Source organism: Mycoplasmopsis phocirhinis, from assembly GCF_004216495.1.
In the GTDB taxonomy this organism is placed as follows: domain Bacteria; phylum Bacillota_I; class Bacilli_A; order Mycoplasmatales; family Metamycoplasmataceae; genus Mycoplasmopsis; species Mycoplasmopsis phocirhinis.
Genome location: NZ_CP034841.1, coordinates 348,393 through 372,029, shown reverse-complemented (window position 1 = coordinate 372,029; position 23,637 = coordinate 348,393). Strand labels below are relative to the sequence as shown.

The window sequence follows — 23,637 nt, the reverse complement described above, 5'->3', positions numbered from 1 at the left end:
TTAAAAATTATTTATATAATTAAAATATGGACAATTTAAACCAGCAATTCAAAAAGTTTTGAGAATATATCAATAACTCTCAATTTATTACATTATTAACTCATAAAAATCCAGACGGTGATACAATCGGCACAAGCGTAGCTCTTAAACAAATTATTGAGATTAATTCAACAAATATTGAACAAGTACAAATTTCAGGAGGTGAGTGTCCGCGTAATTTGGAATTTTTATTTGATGCTAAACTAGATTTAGTTAGAGATGATTTTTTTGATAAATCATTAAAAATAGTTGTTGATACCTCAAACAAAAAAAGAGTTTTTGATCAGCGTGTTGATGTTACAACATCACTTAAATTAGACCACCACCCTGAAGAGGAAAAATTTATGTTTGGCATTGGCGGTGATCATTGACCAGCATGTGGTCAATTATTAGTTGAAATGGTTAAAAGCCTAAATTTAAAATTAAATCAAAAAGCAATGCAAGCTTTAGCGGTTGCTATTATTAGTGATACTAATAATTTCACACAACGAAATATAAGTACTTCTACTTTTGAGGCAATGAGTTTTTTAATGTCAAAAGGACTAGAATATAAACAAGTATTACAAAATTTAAAATTAAATAAACAAGAAAAACAAATTATTTTTGATGTGTTAAAAACAATTCAAGTTGATGGTTTAGTTTCATATATTGTTTCAGAACAAATTATTTCCAATGATATAGTACGACCATTAGTAAATTCATTTCTTGATATTGCTGATAGTGAAGTTTGTTTAGCAGTGTTAAAGAGCAAACAAGGATTTTATCGTTGCTCAATTCGTTCTCACTCATATTTTGATGTTTCAAAAATTGCTAATAATTTTGGTGGTGGAGGACATTTTCACTCTTCGGGTTTTAATATTGAGTCATTATCACAAATTAAAAAAGTTATTGAATTGATAAATAAATCTCAATAATTAACATCTTAAATTAAATTAAAAATATCAAGCAGTTTTAGTGCTTGATATTTAAAATTGTAATACACCAATATAAATATTGTTTTTAACTTTTAGATGTTAATTTGGTAAGAGTTTTTTTGATTACTTCACTTCCAAGATTTTCAAATATTTTTTTATCTCCGATTATGTAAAATTCTTTTCTTGCTCTCGTAGCCGCAACATTCATTAGATTAGGATTTTTAACGGCTCAATTAGCCGCGCCTGTATTTTTATCATCACAACCCAATACCAAAAAGACAACATCAGCTTCTTTACCTTGAAACGTGTGTACTGTACCAACATTTATGGCTTTATTGTTATTTGAATATTGAACAAATCCAATTTCATCTAGATCTTTAATAAGCCTATTTGCTACATTTTTAAACGGCGAAATAACATATATTGATTTATTAGGGTCAGTATCTTGAATTTTGATTATTTGATTGATTAACTCATTTGCTTGTTCTTTGACATACTTATCATCAGCATTTTTGCTTTCAACATCAATTCATTCGCCAACACCTGTTGTATTGTCATTTTTACCTTGAACCATTTTATCATCATACGAAATTGCATTAGATATATCAAACATTGGTGAAAGTCATCTTCGTTGTACTCACAATGGTATTCCTATTCAACTTTTATCTGCTTTTTGATAACCATATTCACTATGTTGGTCTACTAAATATTGTGTTGAAGAAAAATAATCATTATAAACATCAAAAGATTGTGCTATTGAGTGTAATATTTTTAAGTCTAATGTAAGAACAGGTTCAATTTGACTAGGATCGCCTACCACCAATAAACGTTTAGACCTAAAAATTGCTCCTACACTAGCTTGGGGCAGAGCTTGACCAGCCTCATCGATAAATAAATAGCCTATTGATTCCTTGGCTAAATTTTGAAACATCCTTGAAAAACTAGCAAATGTTGAACTAATTACTGGAAAAATTAAATTTATTCAATTTCACGCTTGCGTTATTAATTCACTTCTTTTCTTTGTAAATATTTTATTTTGATTAGTTCAAATTGTTTTTGCAGATTTGATGCTAAATCTATTTTCGTATAAAAACTGTTTTCTTACTTTTAAGGCTAATATAAAAAGATTAGATTGCAAAATTCGGTATTCTTGATTAAATCACGGATTACCTCGGTGAAAGTGATTATAATTTTCTGTAAAATCTAAATTTTTAATTCCTTTTGTTTTAAGCAAATTTACAATACTTTCTTTTTTGTTTAAAATTTGCACAAATTTATTCAATTCTTTTTTATAGTTTTTAACTAATTCGTTTTCGTTTTTTATTTCTTTGTCTATTTTTAATAATTCAATTGCATATTCTTGTTCTTGTTGTTCAAGGTCTTTAAATAATTTGCGTTTAAATAAGCGGATTAACCCATTTGGTTTTTGAATATTTAACGAATCAATATTTTGTTTAATTTGTGTTTTTTTATCAATCAAATTATTAATATTTTGCTCGATATTACTAATTTGTTGTTGGAGTGTTAACTGAATTTTTTCAAAATCATTATCTGATATTTGAGCATATTTAACTTTTTGAAAACTGGAATTATTAACGATTTTGACTTTATCTTGTTCAATATTTTTTAGCTTATTAGAATAATTTTGAATATCATTTTTAAATCTTTTTACATTATTGTATTCTTGTATAAATTGTGTATAAATTCGTGCATCAGGTTCATATTCTTGAAAACAATCAAAAACTTTATCTATGATACTCATCATTAACTCTGTATTTTGTTGTTTGCCACCCTCAATAGCAAATAAACCTCAATTTTCATTTTTACTTGTTTGTTGAAGTTGTGAATTTGAAATATTATAGAAATAATCTGCTTCAATAATCAAATCTTTTAAGGTTTTATGTTTATATTTAGGAATTTGGTTTTGATTGTCGATTTCATGAATGCGTGGTAATTCTTTAACAATATTTTGAACAGCAGCATTATTTGAACTAGCAACAACTATTCCTTTATTAGCTATTTGTTCAGGCACTTTAGCAATTTTATAATTTTGAATTTCTAAATCAATTTTTTCGTCAATATGTTTATTACCCAATTTACAAATTTCAAGAGCTTGTTTAACAACCAATTCGGCAAAAATATCTTTTAGCAATGTTGTTTTCCCAGTGCCTGGTGGCCCGTTAACGCTTTTTATATTAGTGTCATCTGAATCAAGTGCTAAATTGACAGCAACTTGTTGCATTAAAGATAAAGAATAATTTAAATTACTTGGAAAACGTGAGCAAGGATAATTTAGAGGCTGTAATATGTCGCTAAAAAGTCCAGCATTTTCTTTTTTGTTATAGTCTAGATTTTTTCTAGTTAATTTATTTCCTAATAAGTATGAATTTAAGTTTTGAGTATCTAGATTTAGTGCTTTTTCTAAATCTTTAATAAAAAATGAATGTAAATTATCAACTTGATTTTCTATATTATCCAGTATTAAAATTTTATATTTATTATTGTTTTCTATTTTTTTATTTATGTCAAATATTTTAGTATTTCAGTAAATGCTTTATTAAAGAAAAAACGAGGATGTAAATTTTGTTCATTTGTAAAAATTTGCTTAATTAATTGTTTATTTTCTTTTTCATATTCTAAAAATTTATCTTGTTTTGGAATTATCTCTTTATCTAAAATATAGCCACTGATAGTAAAAAAGGTTAACTCGTTAATTAAATTTAAATCTTTGTCAAAATATAAGGCAAAAGAGAATCTTTTATTAGTTTGAATTTCTTCGTCAAGATTGTCAATGTGGAATATTTTTTTAAAAATATCAATAATTTTATTTGAATCAAAAACATTAAACATTATAGCAACACCAGCTTTAGGTTTATTTTTTTGAGTTATTTTTTGATTTAAAAAATCGTATAAATTTTGCTCCAATCTAGAATCAAATATTTCGGTTTTATTTTCGTCAAAATTTCCTTCTGATATTTGTTCTACCAATATTCACGATCTTAAAATTTTCTCTTTTTTAGTCTTGATTTTACTCCGCTTTTTATATAACATCAAATAAAGGTGGTATAGATTAGGCAAAACCTTTAAATTTAATTAACAACAAAATTATGGTTATTGTTTTGTTGTTAATTTTTGCTCTTGTATTCTAATAATATTTTTTAAATCTTTAATTTCTTTGTTTGTTAAATTACGATATGTTCCTTCGGGCATTTTTTGGACATTGATATTCGCGTATGAAACTCTTTTTAAATTGATAACTTTTTTGTTAACTGATTCAAATAATTTTTTAACATGATGATAGGAACCAACATGTAAAGTTATCATGTAACTTTTGTTCTCGACTTGATCTACTATTTGGTGTGAAATTTTACCATTGACATTCACCCCTTTATTTAAAAGCATAAACTCTTTATAAGTTAGTGGTTCATTTATTCTAGCCCTATATGTTCTAGGAATTTCATATTTTGGGTGTGTAAGTTTATTAACTAATTCAAAATCGTTAGTTAAAATCATTACTCCGGTGGTATTATAGTCCAATCTACCAACAGGTACAACACGGATGTCATTAGGAACTAAATTGATTACGTTTTGTCTATTAAATTGATCTTTAACACTAGAAATTGTTTTAGTTGGTTTATTTAAAACATAATAAACTAACTTATCTTCTTTTTTAATTATTTGTTTATTATTGATTTTAATAATATCGTTTATTGAAACTCAATCGCCGATTTTAGCTATATTACCATTGACTAATACTTTTTTTTCGGCGATTAATTTTTCAGCTTGACGCCGACTTGCAAAACCACTATGAGCTATAAATTTTTGTAATTTTTGTTTTTGCATAATTTTAACCTAAATATTTTTGATAAATTTTGTTTGCTTCATCACTAAATTTAACACCTTTTTCAATATTATATTGATAATTCACTCGCACTACTTCTCTAAAACCTTCATCTAAATTTTCTAAAGCTAATTTGCGCAATTTTTGTACACCTGTAAAGGCTCGACCATCACAAATTTTATCCGCAATAAAAAGAATTTTATCTAGCGTACTTAATTGCTCTAATTTTAAAGTTGTATGACACGCAATTGCTTTAACTATATCATTGTCGTTTATTTTATAGATGTTTTTCACTCAAAGTGCACCACTGATTTGGTGTAATTTATGCCAAGGAAATTCGTGTGTGTCAAAACCGTTTAAGCCAAAAGAACTAATAAATTCTCTCATTGAATTTTCTTCAACTTCTTTACAAATATCATGAAATAAACCAGCATAATAACCTTGGTTATATTTAAGGCCGTTAGCTTTGGCTAATTTAGCCGCAAACTCAGCTGCTGCTACAGAATGTTTTGCTCTTTTAGCACTCAAGGTTGAATGTACAATTTCATGAGCATATAATTTATTTTGACCAATATACTCATTAACTTTTTGGGGTGTAAAGTCTAAAACACCTTGGCGGATTTTAGTTGAAGATTCTACATAAATTGGATTATTTAACTGAATAATATTGAATTTTTTTATATTTTTTTTATCTATATTTTTATCTCTTTTAAACACAATAAATTGGGCAGTTTTAGTGATTTCTTCTATATACTCTCACTTATGTAAACTTGGCAAAGAATCTGAACCTATAATAAAATAAAGTTGATCATTAGAATATTTATGAGCAAAATATCTAATTGTTTGATATGTATAACTTAAACCACCTTTTTTTAATTCAAATAAACTTATTTCAAAATTTTGAGAGCAATTTTCAAGTGCAAGTTCAATCATTTTTTGGCGATGATTATCTGGCGCATTTTTTTGTTTTTTCTTAAAGGGGTTAGTTGCTGCTGGAATAAATATTAATTTATCTAAATTTAATTTTTCATAGGCAAATTTAGCTATTTCTATATGACCATTATGTATTGGATTGAAGCTACCTCCATATAAACCTATTTTCATATTAATTTTCCTCTCTATCATTTTTTAAATAACGATTTTGGACATTTTCTTTGACTTTATCTTTTTCAAACTCGATTCCGGTTTTTAGAACTTTTTTTCTAATTTTTTTGTTTAAATCATCAACTAAAATTTTTAGTTTGTTTGTATCAGGAGTTTTTTGGTCTTCAAAAAGACTTTGGGGTTTACCAATATCAAATTCATTAACAAGTTGAGAAAGTTTGATACCAATTCCCCTTATCATTTGTTCTTTAAAAAGTTGATTAAATAAATTAGTGCCGTTTTTGTAAATTTCATCTGCGGCATTTATTGGGTGTTTAAGTGTTAATTGTTTGCGCCTTCATACCTTTTCTATACTTCTTAATGATACAGTTACTGAATAACCTAACATATTACGATTTATTGCTCTTGTTGAAACTTTCAAACTCAACTGATATAAAATTTTTAACAATTCTGTTCTATCATCTAAATCAATAGAAAGAAAAGTCAGTTCATTTCCAATTGATTTTAATTCATTACGGGCATAATTTAAACCAATTTTACCATTACCCTTTGCTTCTTCAATGAATACTGATGTTTGCGATTTAAAAATTTCATATAAATCATGATCATATTTATTTCTTGCCGCTAATTTACCGATTGTATTTATTCCGACATTTCTTAATTTTGTCGCAGTTGATTTTCCAATGCCAAAATACTCTTCTATATCCAAAGGTCAAATACGATTTTTAATATCACTAAATTTTGTTAATAAAACACCAAAAGGTTTAGCAAGATTTGTAGACAATTTAGCAATAAATTTATTAAATGAAATTCCTATGGAGATAGGTATTCTAAATTTTTGTTTTATTTGTTGTTGAATTTTGAGTGCCAATTGTTCGGCGTCGTTAAGATTAGTAATATCACTAACATCCATTCAACACTCATCTATTGAATAAACTTCAATCTTTTTTGTATAATTTTGGGCTAAATATTCAAAAATTTTTGTAGATAATTTTACATATAAATTAAAATCTGGCTTAATAAAAATAGTTCGTGGCTCCACTTGCAAAATTTTATAATTGGGTCAACCACTTTTGGCTCCTTTGTTTTTTAGTTCATAACTAACTGAACAAGCAATTGACCTTTTTTTATTGTCAGCAATAGCAATTGGTTTATTTTCATATTGGGGATTTAAAACTCGGTGAGCACTCGCAAAATATGAATCAAAATCAATATGAAAAATTATATTATTCATTTAATTTCTCTTTAATAGCACTTGAAAATAATGTAGCACAAAAGTATCTATTTGGGTGTTCGTTAACATTTTTAAATATCGCCAATTTACCCAGTTCATTTTCTAATTGTTCATTGCCGCCATTTTTAATGAAATTTTCGTATTTATCAATAAAATTCAATATTTGTTCTTTATTTTTACCAATAAAATGTTCTATTAATAAATCTGTCGAAGCAATCATAAAAGCACAACCTTTAGCGTCAAAATGTAAGTTTATAATTTTATTTTCATCCAGTGTATATTTGAATTCTAAATAATCTGCACATGTTTGTCCATATTTAATAAATTTTTCACCTGCTAAATTTTTTTTATAACGGGGTTGAGTATAATGTGACATTATAATTTCTCGTTTTTTATTTTGACTATATGACAAGGAAATCACCTCCTTTTTTTAGTGCCTCAACTAATTTGTTGATGTCATTTTTTGTATTATATACTCCCAGTGAAACACGCACATAAGAATTTACGTTTTTTATATTTCGTAAATAGTGGGCACAAAATAAACCTGAACGTACATAAATATTGTGTTGACCTAAATAATGGGCAATATCGTGTGAATCATAACCCTTAATATTAAATAAAATTATATGGTCATCTACTGATGAGTATATTTCAATATTATTAATTGTGTTAAGTTTTTTGTATGCATAATTTGCTAAAGTTTTCAAAATTTTATTAGTATTTTTGTAACCTATATAATTATTAAAAAAATCTATTGCTGCGTTGAACATATATATACCTGCTAAATTAATAGTTCCAGGTTCATATAAATCTATTGTTGGGATTTGTGTTCAATTATTATTTACATCAATATTTATTACTGAACCACCACCAAAATCAACTGGTTGTAATCGCTTTAACAAATCATTATTAATTGCAAGAACTCCTAAACCAGTGGGTCCGTAAAATTTGTTTGCGCTAAAAGCAATTATATGAGATTTTAGCATGCTAACATTTTCATAAATTATGGCCTGAGCCGCATCGTTAATCACATAGGCGCCTACTGATTGAGCTTTTTGAAAAATTTGTTCTAAATTATGTGTAATATTAAAGTTATTTGTAACTTGACTTAAAGCGATAATTTTAGTTTTAGGATTAATATAATCTAATAAATTTTCTTTTACAACTAATTTTGCCTTTGTTTTTTTAGCCACTTCAATTCAAGGAATAAAATTAGAGGAATGATTATATGGAGAAATTAAAATTTCATCATCACAGGTAATATTATTTTGGATCATTTTAGCAAAAATATTTAAAGATTGAGTAGTACCTGAAGTAAAAATTATTGAACTTTGTTCTAAATTTGTGTTTAAAAGTAAGGCGATTTTTTGACGTAAATTATTAATGATTTGAGTATTTTTTATACCTAACGGAGCATTGCTTGTTCTTGTGCTTACTGAATATTTTGTATAAAAATTGTTATTTGCTTTAATTGCTGAATTTGGTTTTAAAACAAGGGCTGCGCTATCTAGATAAGTGATATTTTTAGACATCTTAAAATAAGGTTTTAAACTTTTCATACTTAATATTTTATTGTAGTTTTAATTTTTTAAATAAAATTGCTTTTGCTTTTAAAATTTTAATGTATATTTTTAATTATATCGGACATCATTGTGTCATGATGTTTGTTATGCTCGGTTCGACGAGAAAATATCCAGTAAAAAATTATCCCGTTAACGAATTGAATGGCAATGCCAAAATTATGAGGAGAATCAATGAGACAAACAACAATTGTTAATAAACAAAACGCAAACAAAAAATGATACGTTGTTGATGCTGAAGGTCAAGTTTTAGGACGTCTAGCAGCAACTGTTGCCTCGGTTTTAAGAGGAAAAAATAAACCAACTTTTACCCCTAATGCAGATATGGGTGATTATGTAATTGTTGTTAATGCTGAAAAAGTAGTTTTAATAGCAAATAAAGAAAATGATAAAATTTATTACCACCACACCGGCTATCCTGGTGGTTTAAAAAGTATTAGCGCTGCTAAATTAAGAGTTAAAAAACCAACTGCTCTTGTTCAAAAAGCAATTGCAGGTATGTTACCACACACAAAATTAGGTAATAAACAAATTAAAAATCTTTTTGTTGTTGCTGGCCCAGAACATAAACATCAAGCACAAAAACCAGAAAGTTTAGAGGTAAAATAATATGGCACAAAAAACAGTTATTGAATATCGTGGTTTAGGACGTCGTAAAAGTTCAACGGCACGTGTTGTTTTAAAACCAGGAGAAGGTAAATTTACAATTAATAAGCGAGATGCTAGAGAATATTTATCTTCAGATTTATTTTTACAAGATGCTTCACAACCATTAGTTTTAACTGAAACAAAAGGTAAATTTGATATTTCAGTTAATGTTCGAGGAGGTGGTTTAAGTGGCCAAGCAGGTGCTATTCGTTTAGGTATTGCTCGCGCTTTATTATTAGCTAGCGATTCATATATAGCTAAATTAAAACCACAAGGAATGTTAACTCGTGATGCGCGTGTTAAAGAACGTAAAAAACCAGGTTTACGTAAAGCACGTCGTTCACGTCAATTCTCAAAACGTTAATTTTAATTTTTTATTTTATATTCATTAATGCTGTGGTATAATAACACCGCAGCAATTATGCGAGCGTAGCTCAGCTGGTTAGAGCACACGACTGATAATCGTGAGGTCGATGGTTCAAGTCCATTCGTTCGCACCATATCATTTATTTGACCAAAGTAGCGTATGCTACTTTTTTCGTTTCGTAAAAAAAAAAAAAAAAAATTATAATATTAAAAGAATATACAAAATTTGAAAGGAAAATATGAAAAAAAGCAGATTTTTATTAATTTTATTATCAATCTTTTTCGGTTATTTAGGTATAGATAGATTTTATGCCGGTCGTTGAGGTTTAGGTTTATTAAAATTATTTACAGGTGGTTTATTTGGAATTATGTATGTTGTTGATATTTTCTTCGCAATTTTCGGACTTCAAAGAGACGCTCGTTTAGAGAGAATTTAATATTAACAAAAAACAAGAAAATACTTAGTAAGTATTTTCTTGTTTTTTTGTTGCTAATTAATGTTATTTAATTTGGCCTTTTCTCCTTCCATATGGCAAATACGACAGCGTGCTTCGTATTCTGCGTCTCCTAAAACATTTAAATCTTGTGATTTAATTTTGCGAAATGAAAAACCTGCTGGTGCTTTACATTTAACGCATACTGCCTTTAATTTACACACCTCATCAGCAATTGCAATTATGTGAGGAGCGATACCAAATGGTTTTCTTAAAAAATCTAAATCCAAACCGGAAACAAGAACATTGACATTATTTTTCAATAATTCTTCAATTACTTGTGGAAAATCTTCATCAAAAAAATTCATTTCATCAATTGCCACGGCTTGATAATTTTTATTTCATAATTTTAATATTTCTTTTGAATTGCTTACATTTTGTGAATTCAAGCGAGCTCCTGTGCGCGAAACTAACTCACTTTCGCTAAAACGATTATCGAAAGAAGGTTTAATCACTAATGTGTTAACTTCAGCTCATTTTAATGTATTTATACGTTTTAATAATTCTTCAGTTTTACCTGAAAACATTGGTCCAGTAATTACTTCTAATCACCCTTTTATATTTCCTCTATTCATGTCTATTATTATAAAAAAACTAATTTAAAATTTGTTAGATATGCGATTTTTCTTTACATAATTATAAAAGCCTTATTTTAAAGTTTAAACGGCAATAATTGGATTGTAAAAGTAAAATTTAATTATTTTCTAACAAAAAAAATATTTAAAAATCTCGCAAATGCGAGAATTTTTTATTTTAATAGAGCTAATTCAGTTAATGTTTTGACCATAGGTGCTTGTGGTATTTCATTTATATCAGCAGTTCCAGCAATATCAATGTGAATATATTCAACATCTTCGGTAAATTCTTTTAAAAACATCGCCGCTGAACATGAACCAGCATTACCTGATAAATCTGTATTTTTTAAATCAGCAACTACAGATTTTTTAATATTTTGAGCAAACGCTTCATCAAAAGGCATTCTTCAAACTAATTCATTTGCGTTTTGAGCTGCTTGTGAAAGTTGTTGTCATGCTTGATCACTAGTAGCTCATACACCTGAATAAGTGTGACCCAACGCCACCACAATAGCACCAGTTAAAGTAGCCACATCAATAACACGAGTGGCCTTTAAATTTCTTACTGCGTATGTAATTGCATCAGCTAATACTAAACGACCTTCAGCATCGGTATTATTAATTTCAACACTTTTACCATTCATTGATTTTCACACTGAATCAGGTAATGATGCATCGCCATTAACTCTATTATCAGTAATAGCCATAACAGCAGCAAAATTTGCTTTTGGTTTCAGTTGAGCAATTGCTTTAAGCGCTGAAGCAACCACAACTGAACCAGACATATCGTATTTCATTCCCAACATTGAGCGTGAAGGTTTTAATGAATACCCACCCGAATCGAATGTTATTCCTTTACCAACTAAAACTGTTTTTTGTTGTGATTGAGGATCGCCATTATATTCAATAACAACTACACGAGCCTCATACATTGAACCGCGATTAACTGATAATAATAAGCCCATACCTAATTCTTCTATTTGTTTTTTATTTAAAACTTTAACATCTAAATTTTTGTACTCTTTAAAATCATCAACAATTTTTTGGGCTAAAACTTCCGAATTTAAAACATTAGGAGGTGTAACTTGTAAATTACGAGCATAATTTGTTGCTTTAGCTAAAATTAAAGCTTTAGCAATTTTGGTTTCTAATTCTGGTTCAACATCTTTTTTATATGGCTCTAAAGTTAATTTGTTTTCTTTTTGGTTTGATTTTAGGTTAAATAATTTAGCATTTTCAAAATATTGTCCACGGATAAATGCTTCCATAACTTGAGCAGCATCTAAATTTTTTGTGGTAAATGAATCTACATCAAATTGATAGTTGCGTGATAATGTTGTTGATAATTTAGCAAAAAATTTAACTAAAGTATTGAATGTTAATTTATCTTTTTTATCTAAATAAACATATGCTTCGTTATTGTGCAAAAATTCAGTGATAACTTGGCTTTTTTCAATTAAATGTTCTATTTTTTGGTCTTCTTTGAAGACGGCTTTCAATAAGACATCTTCATTACGATTTTGATTTATTTTTTCAAATAACATAATTCTCCTTTACTTATAAGTAACAATATTTTAGCACTTAAATTTACATATATAAATATTGATTTTATTGTTTCATTTTTTTGTTAATGTTAACGATAAAATGTATAATTATTTTATGCAAAATTATGAAAGCGATAAAGATTTTAAAGCATTTTCGCGTTGGTCGATTCGTAAAATTACTTTCATTGGAATTTTAATTGCAATTTCAGTTGCCTTTTTTTTGATTGTCTTTCAACTAATGCCTTTGATTTCTTTGCCTTCATATAAAATTAGTATTATTGGCTTGCCAATAAAAATTACTGGTTTTATTTTTGGGCCTTTTGTCGGTGCTTTTGTAGGCGCTGCTGCTGATTTGATTTCATTTATGTTTGTGCCGACTTACTTTAATCCCTTATTTTTACTAGCAGCTGTGTTGGATGGTGTTATTCCAGGTATAATTGGCTGATTGTTTGTCAGATTGATAAGATTTATGTTTGGTGGACCTTTTCAACATAGTTTGATTCAAGAAACTATTCAATCAATTTTTAAAAAAATTGAAAAACTTCAATTACAACCAAACAAAAATGATAAAAAAATAAAGACATTAGAAAATCGTATTATTAAATTATATTTACAACTAAATCAATGTGGAGTTTCAAAAAAATATAGTTCTAAACTTCTAAACATAAATATGGCCGTTTGCTTATCTATTTTGGCTATAGTTTCGATGATAGTTATTTATTTAATTGGCTTTAGAGTAAGTGATCAAACAATTAGAAACGGAATAATACCTAATCGTTGAGCCTTATTATTTTTAATGTTATCAGGTTATTTTGCGATGATATTATTTATTTTTATTACTAGATTTAAATTAAAATCTACTTTATATTTAATTATTGTTCCAATAGTTGTATTTTCTGCTTTAATAGAGTTATTCAATGTTCCAATTTTAGCTTTAGCCGAAAAACAATCAATTGGTTCAGGAACTTCTTCGTCTATTTTTGTTTATATGTTCCAACATATAATTCTTAGCCCAGTCAAAATATGAGGAAATATGTTTATTATTTTCTTTACATATAAAATTATTTCTCCACTTATTTATAAAAATCATAGCATCTCTTATTAAATGCTTTTATTTGTTTTTAATTTAAAACAAAATAGTATCAATCTTGCTAAATAAGTTAATGTTAAATTTTAAAAAAAATTAAACATTATTTTTAATAATAAAGTATTATAATTAAATAATGAAAAAATACAAAAACATTAGCTGAATTCTTACATTAACATCAGTTACAGCGACACCGTTTTTAGCTGCATCTTGTTTTAATTTTAATATAAATAAGTTTCCTGATCAAGAACAAAAAAAACCAAATAATACTGATAAAACTGATATAAATGACAGTGATATTAATCAAAAAAATGATAATAATGTAAATTCTAATACGCAAATAAATATTGTTGATACCAATAAGGATGAAACTCAAACACTTAAGCCAGCTATTAAACAAGAAAATCCAAATGAACCAACATTAACTCCTCTTGTTGAAAATGAGCAAAATAAACAGAATCAAAACACTAATATTGACGATAAACAACAAACTACAAACACTGATAAGAAAAATGGTTCAATCAATACAAACAATTCCCAACCTTCAAATTCGCAGCCAATTGTTGAAACCAAATATATTGACGAAACCGTTCAAACAAAACTATTAGATAATGGTAAAAAACAATTTAAAGATTTGGACTCAACTTCAAATCCAACTATTTTTTTTGATACCTATAAACACCTTGAAAACGATGATTATTACATCAATGTCAATAATATTGTTAATAAAATAATAACCAATAATAGTTCAAGAATTTTTAAAATTCAAAGCCAAACACCAAAAAAAGTTTCATTTAAAATAAACAATACTAATGTTTTAGAATTTGACGAAGAATTTGATACAGTAACTTTTGATTCACAAGATTCATTTGATATTACACCGTTGCGTGGCAATAGTTTTACAGATTCTTCAATTAAACAATCAAGAATAAGAAAACACAAAACCAACCCAAATACTACTATTAACTTGGCTAAATATAATATTGATGTAATTGTTGATAACGGAAATGTTTATTTACCAGTTTCAGTGTTTAATTTAATGTTTTTGAGCGGTTCATATTATAACTTGTATTTCAATAATGAAAGTTTTGTAGGAGCAAGTTATAGTACTAGTCGTTCTAATCCTAATTTATTATATAAATTTTATCGATCAACTAATCTTCATAGACCTTCAACACAAAGCCGTATCAATAATTATAATTTTTTAGCTTTATTATTTGATCACTATTATGGTTTAGCTAAACGCTTTTATGAAAAAAATAATGTTGAAAATTTCGATCAATTTGCCCTTAAAACTAATTTAAAACAAAAAATATTAAGTACTAACGTAAATGTTTTTAGAGAAGCATACCAGTGACTTTGATATAAATATTTAGATGATTTACATTCAAGATTGATTTCAAAATCATATTATGATGTTTATTCGGCTAGCATTGTTGATTATTTCAATTTTAAAGGTCGTGAATTAAGCGCCAAAAGCGAACAACATTCATCAAAAAACGATGAACTAGTTTCATATCGTGAAAATTCAATTACTCGCGATAGAAATGGAATTTATAATCTAAACAATAAAATTACTCATGTTCACGGCGATACAGCCCGCATTGTTCTTGATGAATTTGTTTCGGCAACCGAAGAACAAAAACAATTACCAGATCCTTGAAGATTTGATACATATTTAAAAATGCGTGCGGCGCTTGAACGTATTAGACAAGACGACCCACAAGGTAGAGTAAAAAATATTATTTTAGATATCTCATTAAATGGTGGTGGTAGTACGGATGCCTTACAAAAGGTTTTAGGTTTTTTGAGCAATAAAAATTTAAATTTATTAATTCAAAATCGCCAAACAGGCGAATATAATGAAATTAGTTATAAAGTTGATACTAATGGCGATGGTGTGGTAGATTCTAGAGATGGCTACACCAATTACAAATGATATATTTTAGTTGGAATTAATACATTTAGCGCCGCCAATCTTTTAACTCACGCAGCTAAAGAATTGAATTTAGCCACGATTATTGGCCAAAAAAGTGGAGGTGGGATGTTTTCGGTGTTGCCAACTGTTTTACCAGATGGCACAAATGTTGATATTTCTAGTGTAAATGGCTGAACCGGTATTGCTAATAAAACAATAAATTCACTTGAAGATTTACCATACACCGAAGATGGTGTGGAAGTAGATTATTTGGTTGATTATGAAAATTTTGCTGATCATGATATTTTAAACAAATTAAGAAAAAATCAATAATGCATTTTATTAATGTCGTTATTGATTTTTTGTTTTAAAATTCTATTATGAAATTCAAATTAAAATCTAAATTTATACCTCTTATAACTGCCGTTACATTACCAACTATTTCTTTAACTAGTTGTTTTAGTTCAAGTGATAAAAAAATCTATGTCACAGAGCAAATTCCAAATGAATTAACATTATTGGCTAATGTTAATTTTAATAATTTAAGTCGCGAATATCTGATAAAAAATCAAAATATAAATATTTTTGAAAATAAAACTAATAAAAATATTTATATTAACGTCAATGAAATATTCAAAAAATTAAATGGTTTTTTTGATTTAAAAAAACTTTCAAAAATTGATGTTGTTGATGCTAAAGCTATAATTCAAAAAAATAACGGTGATGTTGTCGAATTTTCAACTACAGATGATAAATTAGTTTTTACAGATTCGCAAGCTTTTGATTTATCCAAATCTTCTCTTACACACAATTACAACCAATATTTACATTTTTTAGATACTACATTTAAATCATTGCGCTCTAAAGATGAATTGTTGCCAACATTGAATTTAAAAAAATACGATATGCCAATATATACTCAAGATAAAAATATTTATATGCCTTTAAGTTTATTTAACTTATTGTTTATGTCACAAAATTATTACAATTTACAATACAATGGCACTTCTTTATTAGGTTATGATTACGAAAATTCACACTCATTTGCCCATCCTAAATATGTAAAATTTTATAGAGATGCCAATTGAACTTCAACAAGTGAGCAGCGTTTAAATAATTATAATTTTTTAGCCTTATTATTTGATAATTTTTATGGTTTATCAAACGAATTATATAAAAGACATAATTCAAGTGATTTTAACGAATTTACGCATATTACTGGCTTATATGACAAAATTATTGATCAAAATTATTCAACTTACTCAAATGCGTACGAACAATTATGATATGTTTATTTAAACGAATTACATTCAAGAATAATCACAGAAGGTTATTTAGCTCCAACAAATGATAATGTTAATAAATCAGACTCACGCCAATTATCGAGTAAATATGCTGATTACGAAAAAACATTAACTAAACTGCAAGATTTAAGAGCTTTGGAAAAACAAAAAAATAGTGCTGTAATCGAAGGGAATATTGCTCGAATTAAATTAGATGCATTTTTATCAGGAAGTAAAGAAGAAATCAATAGTAAACAACCATATTTATATGATTCATATGAGTTAATGAAAGCAGCTATTGCTAAAATAAAACGACTTGATCCCCAAAATAAAGTTAAAAGTATTGTGATAGATATTTCACAAAATGGTGGTGGTAGTTCAGCTGCTTTAGAAAAAGTTGTAGGTTTTTTAACTAAAAAACCATTTAATGTATTTATTCAAGATAGAATAACTAAAGCATATGTCGATTTAAAAATAGGTGTTGATACTAATTCAGACAATAAATATAACAATAAAGATGGTTATGACGAATATAATTGATATCTTTTAACCGGAATTAATACATTTAGTGCTGCTAATTTATTTGCGCATGTAGTTAAACAAACCGGGATTGCTAAAATAATTGGCCAAAAAAGCGGAGGTGGTATGTTTGCTGTTTTACCTACTGTTTTACCAGATGGTACTAACGTAGATATTTCTGGCCCAATAGCCTATTCAGCTGCTAGCGATAATGTCAATACCGTTGAAGATTTACCTATAAGTGAATTTGGTGTTGAACCAGATTATTTATACCCATATGATGATTTTTATGATTTAGAAAAATTATCTAAATTTATTAATGGAATTGAAAACATAAATTAAAATATATTTATTAAATTAATATGTGGAAGGAAGTGAATGAAAGATTTATTAATTAATAAAACAATTAGTCGTCAGACTGATTCACTGACTTTATTATTTGATTTGTTTAACAATTTAAATCATACCACGCAAGTAAGCAATCGTGACGATATTCCAACACCTATGGAGTGTGTTAAACGTATGCTCGATTACATCCCTGAAGACTTTTGAAAAAATAAAAATATTAAAGTTTTAGACCCGTGTTGTGGCTATGGTAATTTCGGTGCGTATTGTCAAACTAAAACTTATTTAAATAACATTTATTTTAATGAGTTAGATCGAGCAAGATTTCAGAAATGTCAAAAATTATTGAATCCTAAACATATTTCAAACGACGATGCATTTAAAATTTTTAACTCTGGTGCTAAATTTGATTTAATAATGGCTAACCCCCCTTATTCAGGAGGTGGTAACAAAAATCAATCACTTTCGAATAAATTTATTGAGGCTTCAATTGATAGTTTGAATAATGAAGGTTATATATGTTTTATAACTCCCAATAATTGAATGTCTTTTAACAATAATAATACAACTTTAAAAAAGTTGCTTGCTGAGGGAGAGTTTGTTGTTATTGATAACGATTGCAAAAAATATTTTCCGACAGTTGGTTCCTCATTTACTATTTTAATTTGAAAAAAAACTAAAATACCTCAATTCACGCTTGTCAAAAACAATTTTTTGATTAAAGATGAACAAATCGTTAAAATTCCCAAAAATTTACCTTTTATACCACTTTATTTATCGCAAGAAATTATATCAATCATTCAAAAATCTTTCAGTGAGCAAAGAAATTTGTTCAAGTATCGTTGTGATTTACACAACTACACAAAAAAGAATAATTTAAGCGATAATAAAGACAATATTTTTAAGTATGAAACAATTCACACTGTAAGAAAAACTAGATATGCGAATATCAAACAAGATATATATGAAAAATGAATTATAATTTTTCCACTCTCAACTTATTTTATTCCTTTTATCGAACATCATAAAAACACCACTCAATCAGTTGGTTATATGGCTTTTGATACTCAAAAACAAGCTCAAGATTTTTTACCTCATCTAAAGGAGGATTATATTAAGGTATTAATTCATATAACGCGTTATGGTAATTTTAATTGTGTTAAAGTTTTAAAACATATTATTTTTGACCAACCTAAATTTAACGATAAAGAATTACAAGTTTTAAAATTATTGAGGTCAAAAATTAAATATTAAAATTAACGTTTAGATCTAGTTTTTGTAGGTTTAATTTGAATATTAGCAAGAGGTTTTTGTTTAAATTGTTTCACAAACTGGTTAAGCATTATTTCCTCTATAGCTAAACTCATCGGAGTTGCTAATGGCGAAGATTTGATACCGTGAAAGGTATAAATTTTAGGTCCTTCACATGGGCATATATATAATTTAAAAATTCGCTGCGTGGAAAGCATGCTTTGCAAAATTTTTATGTTAGTTGTAGAAGCTGTTCGTCAATTATTTACATTTCCGCAATTATACGAATTCAAACGGTCTTTAAATGTTGTTTTACTTTGTCCAATTTTAATAATGTATTCATTATTTTCAACAATTGCTGTAAGCAAATATGCAATGCCTAAATTCTGTTCAAATATTTTTTTAGCATTTTCGTTAGTAAATGATACAGGAATTATTCTTTCGTGTTTATTGTGTATTTTTGAACAATCATAGTTAGTTTTAACATTCATTTTATATGCGATTAAGTCACAAATATAAATAAAGTCATTTTTACCTGCAAATTTAAAATCAATTAGTCTTGGTTGTTGCTTAATTTCTTCGATTGTGAAGGGGCGATCGTTTAGGTTTTGCCCACCAAAAATTTCAAAAAGTTTATTATTATACTCTCAACCTTCTTTTGATTCATATTCATAAATATAACCCTCATTTAAATCTTTTTCGTTTGTAATTAACGACTTATTGCATAATTTTAATAATTCTAATTTAAATTTTTTCCCGAGTTTCCAAGTTAGGGGTCATTTTTTAGCGTTTTTCGCCATCTTTATACTAAAGTATAAAAAAATTTTTTTAAATTACAAAATTACATTGTAATTATGATATAATTTAACTATGGAGAAATGGGTTATAACACAATCAAAAAGAAAAGATAAAACATATGTCTCGGTCGCAATACCGGCTGGATTTGGAAAAGGTTATAAAAAATCAATTGGAATAGGTAATTTAGAAACATTAAAAACTTTAAATCTAGACCCTATAAACGCCCTTAAGGTTGCGTGTGCTGATTGAAATACTGAATGAAATAAAGAAAAGATATTATCAAAAGTAAAGGAGGTTTTAGCTCAATCTAAAAAAGAAATCCGAAAACAAAATTTTGGTATAAAAGCATTATATGAATTATGTGATAAAATCAACCCTTTCAAATTGTGTGAAAAAAGCAAATCAAAAAATCTTTTAGATATTGCTAAATATATAATCACTTCACGGATCATCAACCAAGATAGTTTGATCAAAATGTATCAACAAAAACATCTTTATGATTTCAATAATGACTTCAAAAAATCTACTTTTTATAATAGTTTAGATTATGTAACCAATAATAAAAATGAAATTTTAAAACAATTAAATAACTCATTAACTTCAAATGCTAGCCGTGATATTGAAGTGTTGTGATATGACTCAACAACAGTATATTTTGAAAGTTTTGCGAGAAAAGGATTGAGATATCCTGGTTATTCAAAAGACGGAAAATTTAAAGAAGATCAAATAGTAATTGGAATGATTACTGATTGTAATGGAATTCCATTTCATTTCAAAATATTCAAAGGAAATACTGCTGATATGAACACTTTTATACCTTTTATATTGGAAATACGGGATATTTATAATATAAAAAATGTAACAATTGTCGCGGATAGAGGAATGAGCACAAACCGCAACATACGCTTTTTAGAATCTTTAAACATAGATTACATACTCTCTTATCGTTTGAAATCTAGTACAAAACAAAGAAAAGAATACACAATTAACCAAAACGATTATATTCGTGTAAACAAAGATTTTAAATATAAAGAAATAGAATTCATGTCGCTGTGAAAAAACAAACGGTTCAACGGTCATAAAAGAAGACAAATAATGACCCATAGTAAAAAAAGAGCAGCAAAAGATTTTAATGATCGTATGCAACTGATTGAAATTTTCAATAAAAAACAAAAAAATGGTAGAGTAATTGAAACAGATTTAATAGCTGCCAAAAAGCATAAATTTTTTAAAAAAATTGGAGCAACTTCTTATTATCAATTAGATTTAGAAAAAATTAGTGAAGATGAACAATTTGATGGTTATTATGTGTATGAAACTTCAAGAATAGATCTTAAGCCATTAGATATTGTTGATTTATATCAAAAACAATGACAAATTGAAAATAACTTTAGAAACTTAAAAAATTGTTTAAAAATTAGACCTATGTATGTTTGGAGTGAAAATCATATTGAAGGTTATATTACTTTATGCTTTATTTCATTGGTTTTATTACAGTATGGTTTAAATATTTTGAATAAATATGTTAAAAAACAAACAAAAATAGACAAAAATTATTCAATTTCCAATTATGTAGACGCTATCAAAAATGCCGAAAAAATTCAAATTTTAATTGATAACAAAATTATTAACGAATACAACATTGAAAATACTGATAATGAAAAGGAAACAATGTTATATGAATTAATTGAACAATCAATCAAAAATTACAATGTAATTAAATTATAAAAAATTCCGAAAGTACCTTAAAATGAGGTATTTACGGAATTTTTTAATTTGCAACTTGGAAACTCGGGAAAATATATTCCCAATACAACTACATTTCAATATAATTCTAATTGCAAAAACAGCACAGTATTGATAAGGAGAATTGCGAACAAAAAGTTAATATTAAATGTATAAATTAAACATCAAAATTAATAAAATTATTGACATAATATACATTTTAGTGAATTATCAAGCATAATAAATAATTGATTTTTTTTGCGATATTAGTCAAAAAAATTTTTGTTTGCTTGGTTTAAATTAAATTTTTTAAAAATTTTAGATTCTTTATTGAGTTAAGATATTATTTAATATTTAATTAAACGTGGTTTTGTTAAAATTTTATTAGGAGATAAAATGAAAAAAATATTTGCTTATGATTTAGATGGCACTTTATTTGTTAAAGATAATTTAATACATCCACAAACAGCGAACGCTTTAATTAAAACTCAACAAAAAGGACATTTTAATGTTATTAGTACAGGGCGAGCTCTTAATAACATAATTAATGCTTTAGGTGAAAAAATTAATTTTTTTGAATTTATTTTAGCTTCAAATGGTGCCATCTTATATGAAGTTAAAACAAAACAAATATCTATTTTTGGAAATGTAGGTTTAGAGGTTTTTGATCTGGCTTTTCAAACAGCACAACAAAGTGATTTTTTATTACGAATAGATACAACCGAACACTCAATGTGATACATTAACGATTTGGACAAAGCAATATGAATTCAAAGTCAAAATAGAATGGATCTTAAAAACATTTTAAATTTAGCCAGTGCTAATCAAATTCAAAATTTTGCTCTTTTAAATCAAAATCAATTGATTCAAATTGCTTTGCGTGGTGATAAAAACGAAATTTTGCAAACCTATCAAAAATACCATTTACTTTTAGGCAAGAATTACGAAGTTAAACATACAAATCAAATTTATGTTGATATAAATGCCTTAAATATTAATAAATGGAGTGGTTTAGTAAAAGTTAGTGAATTATTAAATATAAAACACTCAAATATAGTTGCCTTTGGTGATTCTGGTAATGATGTAGAAATGCTAAGCAATGCTGGTTTAGGTATTGCGATGGGTAATGCAACTAGTGAAGCTAAAGCGGTGGCTAAAAAAATTATTGGAGCTAATGACACAGATGCAATTGCTAAAGCAATTGAAGAGATAATATAAAAAAATATAAAGCTATGAAACTTTATATTTTTTTAATATTAATTATTTTTCAGCATCAATTAATAATTTCATTGCTTTAGTATCTGCTGCGTTTAAGAAAGTTTCATACGCTTTCATCATATCACTCAAGTTAAATTTGTGAGTAATTAGTTTTGAAACTGGCAATTTACCAGTTGAAACTCCATTGATTAATAAAGGAGTAGTGTTAGTGTTAACTAAACCGGTAGTAATGGTTAAGTTTTTAATTCATAGATTTTGAACATCAAAGTCTACTTTTTTACCGTGTACTCCAACTACAGCGATGTGACCACCTGCTTTAACAATTTTTTGGCATGTATCTCATGTTTGTGGCATACCAACAGCTTCAATGGCAACATCGACACCATCAGCCCCAACAATTTTTTGAACTTCAGCTACTAAATTTTCCGAAGGTACAAGAGTGTGAGTAGCACCTAATTCTTTAGCTAATTTTAGTCTGTTTTCGTCAAAATCAACTACGATAATGTTTGCTGGTGAATATAATTGTGAAGTTAATAAAACTCCCATTCCAACTGGTCCAGCACCCACAATAGCAATTGAATCACCTGGTCTTACATTACCGTATTTAACTCCAATTTCGTGTCCTGTTGGTAAGGCGTCTGATAACATAACAGCTACTTCATCTGAAATTGTGTCTGGATATTTATATAAACTATTGTCAGCAAAAGGCACTCTTACATATTCAGCTTGGGTACCGTTGATCATATAACCAAATTTTCAACCACCTTCTTCTTCACGGCAGTGTGAATATAATTGTTTTCTACAGTTGTCACATTTTCCACATGGGGTGATGCATGAAATTAGAACTTTGTCTCCAACTTTAACATTTGAAACACCTTCTCCAACTGATTCAACAACACCAATACCTTCGTGTCCTAGAATTCTACCTGAAGCAACTTCTGGGTTTTTACCTTTGTAAATTCCCAAGTCTGTACCACAAATTGTAGTTTTAGTTACTTTAACAATCGCGTCGGTTGGTTTTTGAATAACTGGTTTATCTACCATTTCTAGCGAAATTTTGTGATCGCCATGGTAAACTAATGCTTTCATTTTCATAATATCTGTATTCTCCTAAAGTTAAGATTGATAAAAAAATTTATCACAAATATTATAGT

At 27.3% G+C, this 23,637-nt stretch carries 21 protein-coding genes and 1 tRNA gene; 11 read left to right on the top strand and 11 right to left on the bottom strand.

Annotated features, from left to right (window positions below):
* The first annotated feature begins 26 nt into the window (after window positions 1-26).
* Window positions 27-953, top strand: a complete 927-nt coding sequence (locus EG856_RS01475) for a DHH family phosphoesterase (protein ID WP_232954237.1) — start codon at window positions 27-29, stop codon at window positions 951-953.
* Window positions 954-1,038: 85 nt separating this feature from the next.
* On the opposite strand, the gene EG856_RS01470 is transcribed toward EG856_RS01475, so the two are convergent.
* The 7 genes from EG856_RS01470 to EG856_RS01440 form a co-directional block, all read right to left on the bottom strand.
* Window positions 1,039-3,195: a DEAD/DEAH box helicase gene (locus EG856_RS01470; protein WP_130429368.1), complete on the bottom strand. Its 2,157-nt coding sequence runs from the start codon at window positions 3,193-3,195 to the stop codon at window positions 1,039-1,041.
* 278 nt (window positions 3,196-3,473) lie between these two features.
* Window positions 3,474-3,941: a hypothetical protein gene (locus tag EG856_RS01465; RefSeq protein ID WP_130429367.1), complete on the bottom strand. Its 468-nt coding sequence runs from the start codon at window positions 3,939-3,941 to the stop codon at window positions 3,474-3,476.
* Window positions 3,942-4,064: 123 nt separating this feature from the next.
* Window positions 4,065-4,796, bottom strand: a complete 732-nt coding sequence (locus EG856_RS01460; protein ID WP_130429366.1) for a pseudouridine synthase — start codon at window positions 4,794-4,796, stop codon at window positions 4,065-4,067.
* A 4-nt stretch (window positions 4,797-4,800) separates the two neighbouring features.
* A complete protein-coding gene (locus tag EG856_RS01455; protein ID WP_130429365.1) occupies window positions 4,801-5,898 on the bottom strand; it encodes a nicotinate-nucleotide adenylyltransferase in 1,098 nt (365 codons plus the stop codon).
* A 1-nt stretch (window position 5,899) separates the two neighbouring features.
* On the bottom strand, window positions 5,900-7,132 hold the full coding sequence (locus tag EG856_RS01450) for a Y-family DNA polymerase (protein ID WP_130429364.1): 1,233 nt from the start codon (window positions 7,130-7,132) through the stop codon (window positions 5,900-5,902).
* On the bottom strand, window positions 7,125-7,508 hold the full coding sequence (locus EG856_RS01445; RefSeq protein ID WP_130429363.1) for an iron-sulfur cluster assembly scaffold protein: 384 nt from the start codon (window positions 7,506-7,508) through the stop codon (window positions 7,125-7,127). Before EG856_RS01445 ends, EG856_RS01450 begins: the two co-directional genes overlap by 8 nt.
* Window positions 7,509-7,533: 25 nt before the next feature.
* On the bottom strand, window positions 7,534-8,691 hold the full coding sequence (locus EG856_RS01440) for an aminotransferase class V-fold PLP-dependent enzyme (protein WP_130429362.1): 1,158 nt from the start codon (window positions 8,689-8,691) through the stop codon (window positions 7,534-7,536).
* 195 nt (window positions 8,692-8,886) lie between these two features.
* Between EG856_RS01440 and rplM the strand changes: the two genes are divergently transcribed.
* The 4 genes from rplM (at window position 8,887) to EG856_RS01420 (ending at window position 10,163) form a co-directional block, all read left to right on the top strand.
* Window positions 8,887-9,321, top strand: a complete 435-nt coding sequence (gene rplM, locus EG856_RS01435) for a 50S ribosomal protein L13 (protein ID WP_130429361.1) — start codon at window positions 8,887-8,889, stop codon at window positions 9,319-9,321.
* A gap of 1 nt (window position 9,322) precedes the next feature.
* Entirely contained in the window at window positions 9,323-9,724 is a 402-nt protein-coding gene (gene rpsI, locus EG856_RS01430; protein ID WP_130429360.1) for a 30S ribosomal protein S9, read from the top strand.
* A gap of 59 nt (window positions 9,725-9,783) precedes the next feature.
* A tRNA-Ile gene (locus EG856_RS01425) sits at window positions 9,784-9,860 on the top strand.
* A 105-nt stretch (window positions 9,861-9,965) separates the two neighbouring features.
* Window positions 9,966-10,163: a TM2 domain-containing protein gene (locus tag EG856_RS01420; protein ID WP_130429359.1), complete on the top strand. Its 198-nt coding sequence runs from the start codon at window positions 9,966-9,968 to the stop codon at window positions 10,161-10,163.
* 53 nt (window positions 10,164-10,216) lie between these two features.
* On the opposite strand, the gene EG856_RS01415 is transcribed toward EG856_RS01420, so the two are convergent.
* On the bottom strand, window positions 10,217-10,795 hold the full coding sequence (locus EG856_RS01415; protein ID WP_130429358.1) for a thymidine kinase: 579 nt from the start codon (window positions 10,793-10,795) through the stop codon (window positions 10,217-10,219).
* Between the two features lie 173 nt (window positions 10,796-10,968).
* Window positions 10,969-12,342, bottom strand: a complete 1,374-nt coding sequence (locus EG856_RS01410) for a M17 family metallopeptidase (RefSeq protein ID WP_408634175.1) — start codon at window positions 12,340-12,342, stop codon at window positions 10,969-10,971.
* 112 nt (window positions 12,343-12,454) lie between these two features.
* On the opposite strand from EG856_RS01410, the gene EG856_RS01405 reads away from it, so the two are divergent.
* The 4 genes from EG856_RS01405 (at window position 12,455) to EG856_RS01390 (ending at window position 18,745) form a co-directional block, all read left to right on the top strand.
* The gene (locus EG856_RS01405) at window positions 12,455-13,444 is read left to right on the top strand and encodes an ECF transporter S component (RefSeq protein ID WP_130429356.1); all 990 of its coding nucleotides are present in this window, start codon (window positions 12,455-12,457) and stop codon (window positions 13,442-13,444) included.
* A 118-nt stretch (window positions 13,445-13,562) separates the two neighbouring features.
* Entirely contained in the window at window positions 13,563-15,677 is a 2,115-nt protein-coding gene (locus tag EG856_RS01400; RefSeq protein WP_130429355.1) for a S41 family peptidase, read from the top strand.
* Between the two features lie 47 nt (window positions 15,678-15,724).
* Window positions 15,725-17,488: a S41 family peptidase gene (locus EG856_RS01395; RefSeq protein WP_130429354.1), complete on the top strand. Its 1,764-nt coding sequence runs from the start codon at window positions 15,725-15,727 to the stop codon at window positions 17,486-17,488.
* 36 nt (window positions 17,489-17,524) lie between these two features.
* Entirely contained in the window at window positions 17,525-18,745 is a 1,221-nt protein-coding gene (locus EG856_RS01390) for an Eco57I restriction-modification methylase domain-containing protein (protein WP_130429353.1), read from the top strand.
* A 2-nt stretch (window positions 18,746-18,747) separates the two neighbouring features.
* On the opposite strand, the gene EG856_RS01385 is transcribed toward EG856_RS01390, so the two are convergent.
* Window positions 18,748-19,542: a GIY-YIG nuclease family protein gene (locus EG856_RS01385; protein WP_130429352.1), complete on the bottom strand. Its 795-nt coding sequence runs from the start codon at window positions 19,540-19,542 to the stop codon at window positions 18,748-18,750.
* Between the two features lie 70 nt (window positions 19,543-19,612).
* Between EG856_RS01385 and EG856_RS01380 the strand changes: the two genes are divergently transcribed.
* Complete coding sequence (locus tag EG856_RS01380; RefSeq protein WP_130429351.1) at window positions 19,613-21,268, top strand: IS1634 family transposase; 1,656 nt, start codon at window positions 19,613-19,615, stop codon at window positions 21,266-21,268.
* Window positions 21,269-21,661: 393 nt separating this feature from the next.
* Window positions 21,662-22,483: an HAD family hydrolase gene (locus EG856_RS01375; RefSeq protein ID WP_130429350.1), complete on the top strand. Its 822-nt coding sequence runs from the start codon at window positions 21,662-21,664 to the stop codon at window positions 22,481-22,483.
* 42 nt (window positions 22,484-22,525) lie between these two features.
* Here EG856_RS01375 and EG856_RS01370 read toward each other — a convergent pair whose 3' ends face one another.
* Window positions 22,526-23,578 carry a zinc-dependent alcohol dehydrogenase family protein gene (locus EG856_RS01370; protein WP_268810687.1) on the bottom strand — a complete coding sequence of 351 codons (1,053 nt, stop codon included), beginning with the start codon at window positions 23,576-23,578 and terminating at the stop codon, window positions 22,526-22,528.
* Window positions 23,579-23,637: the final 59 nt, after the last annotated feature.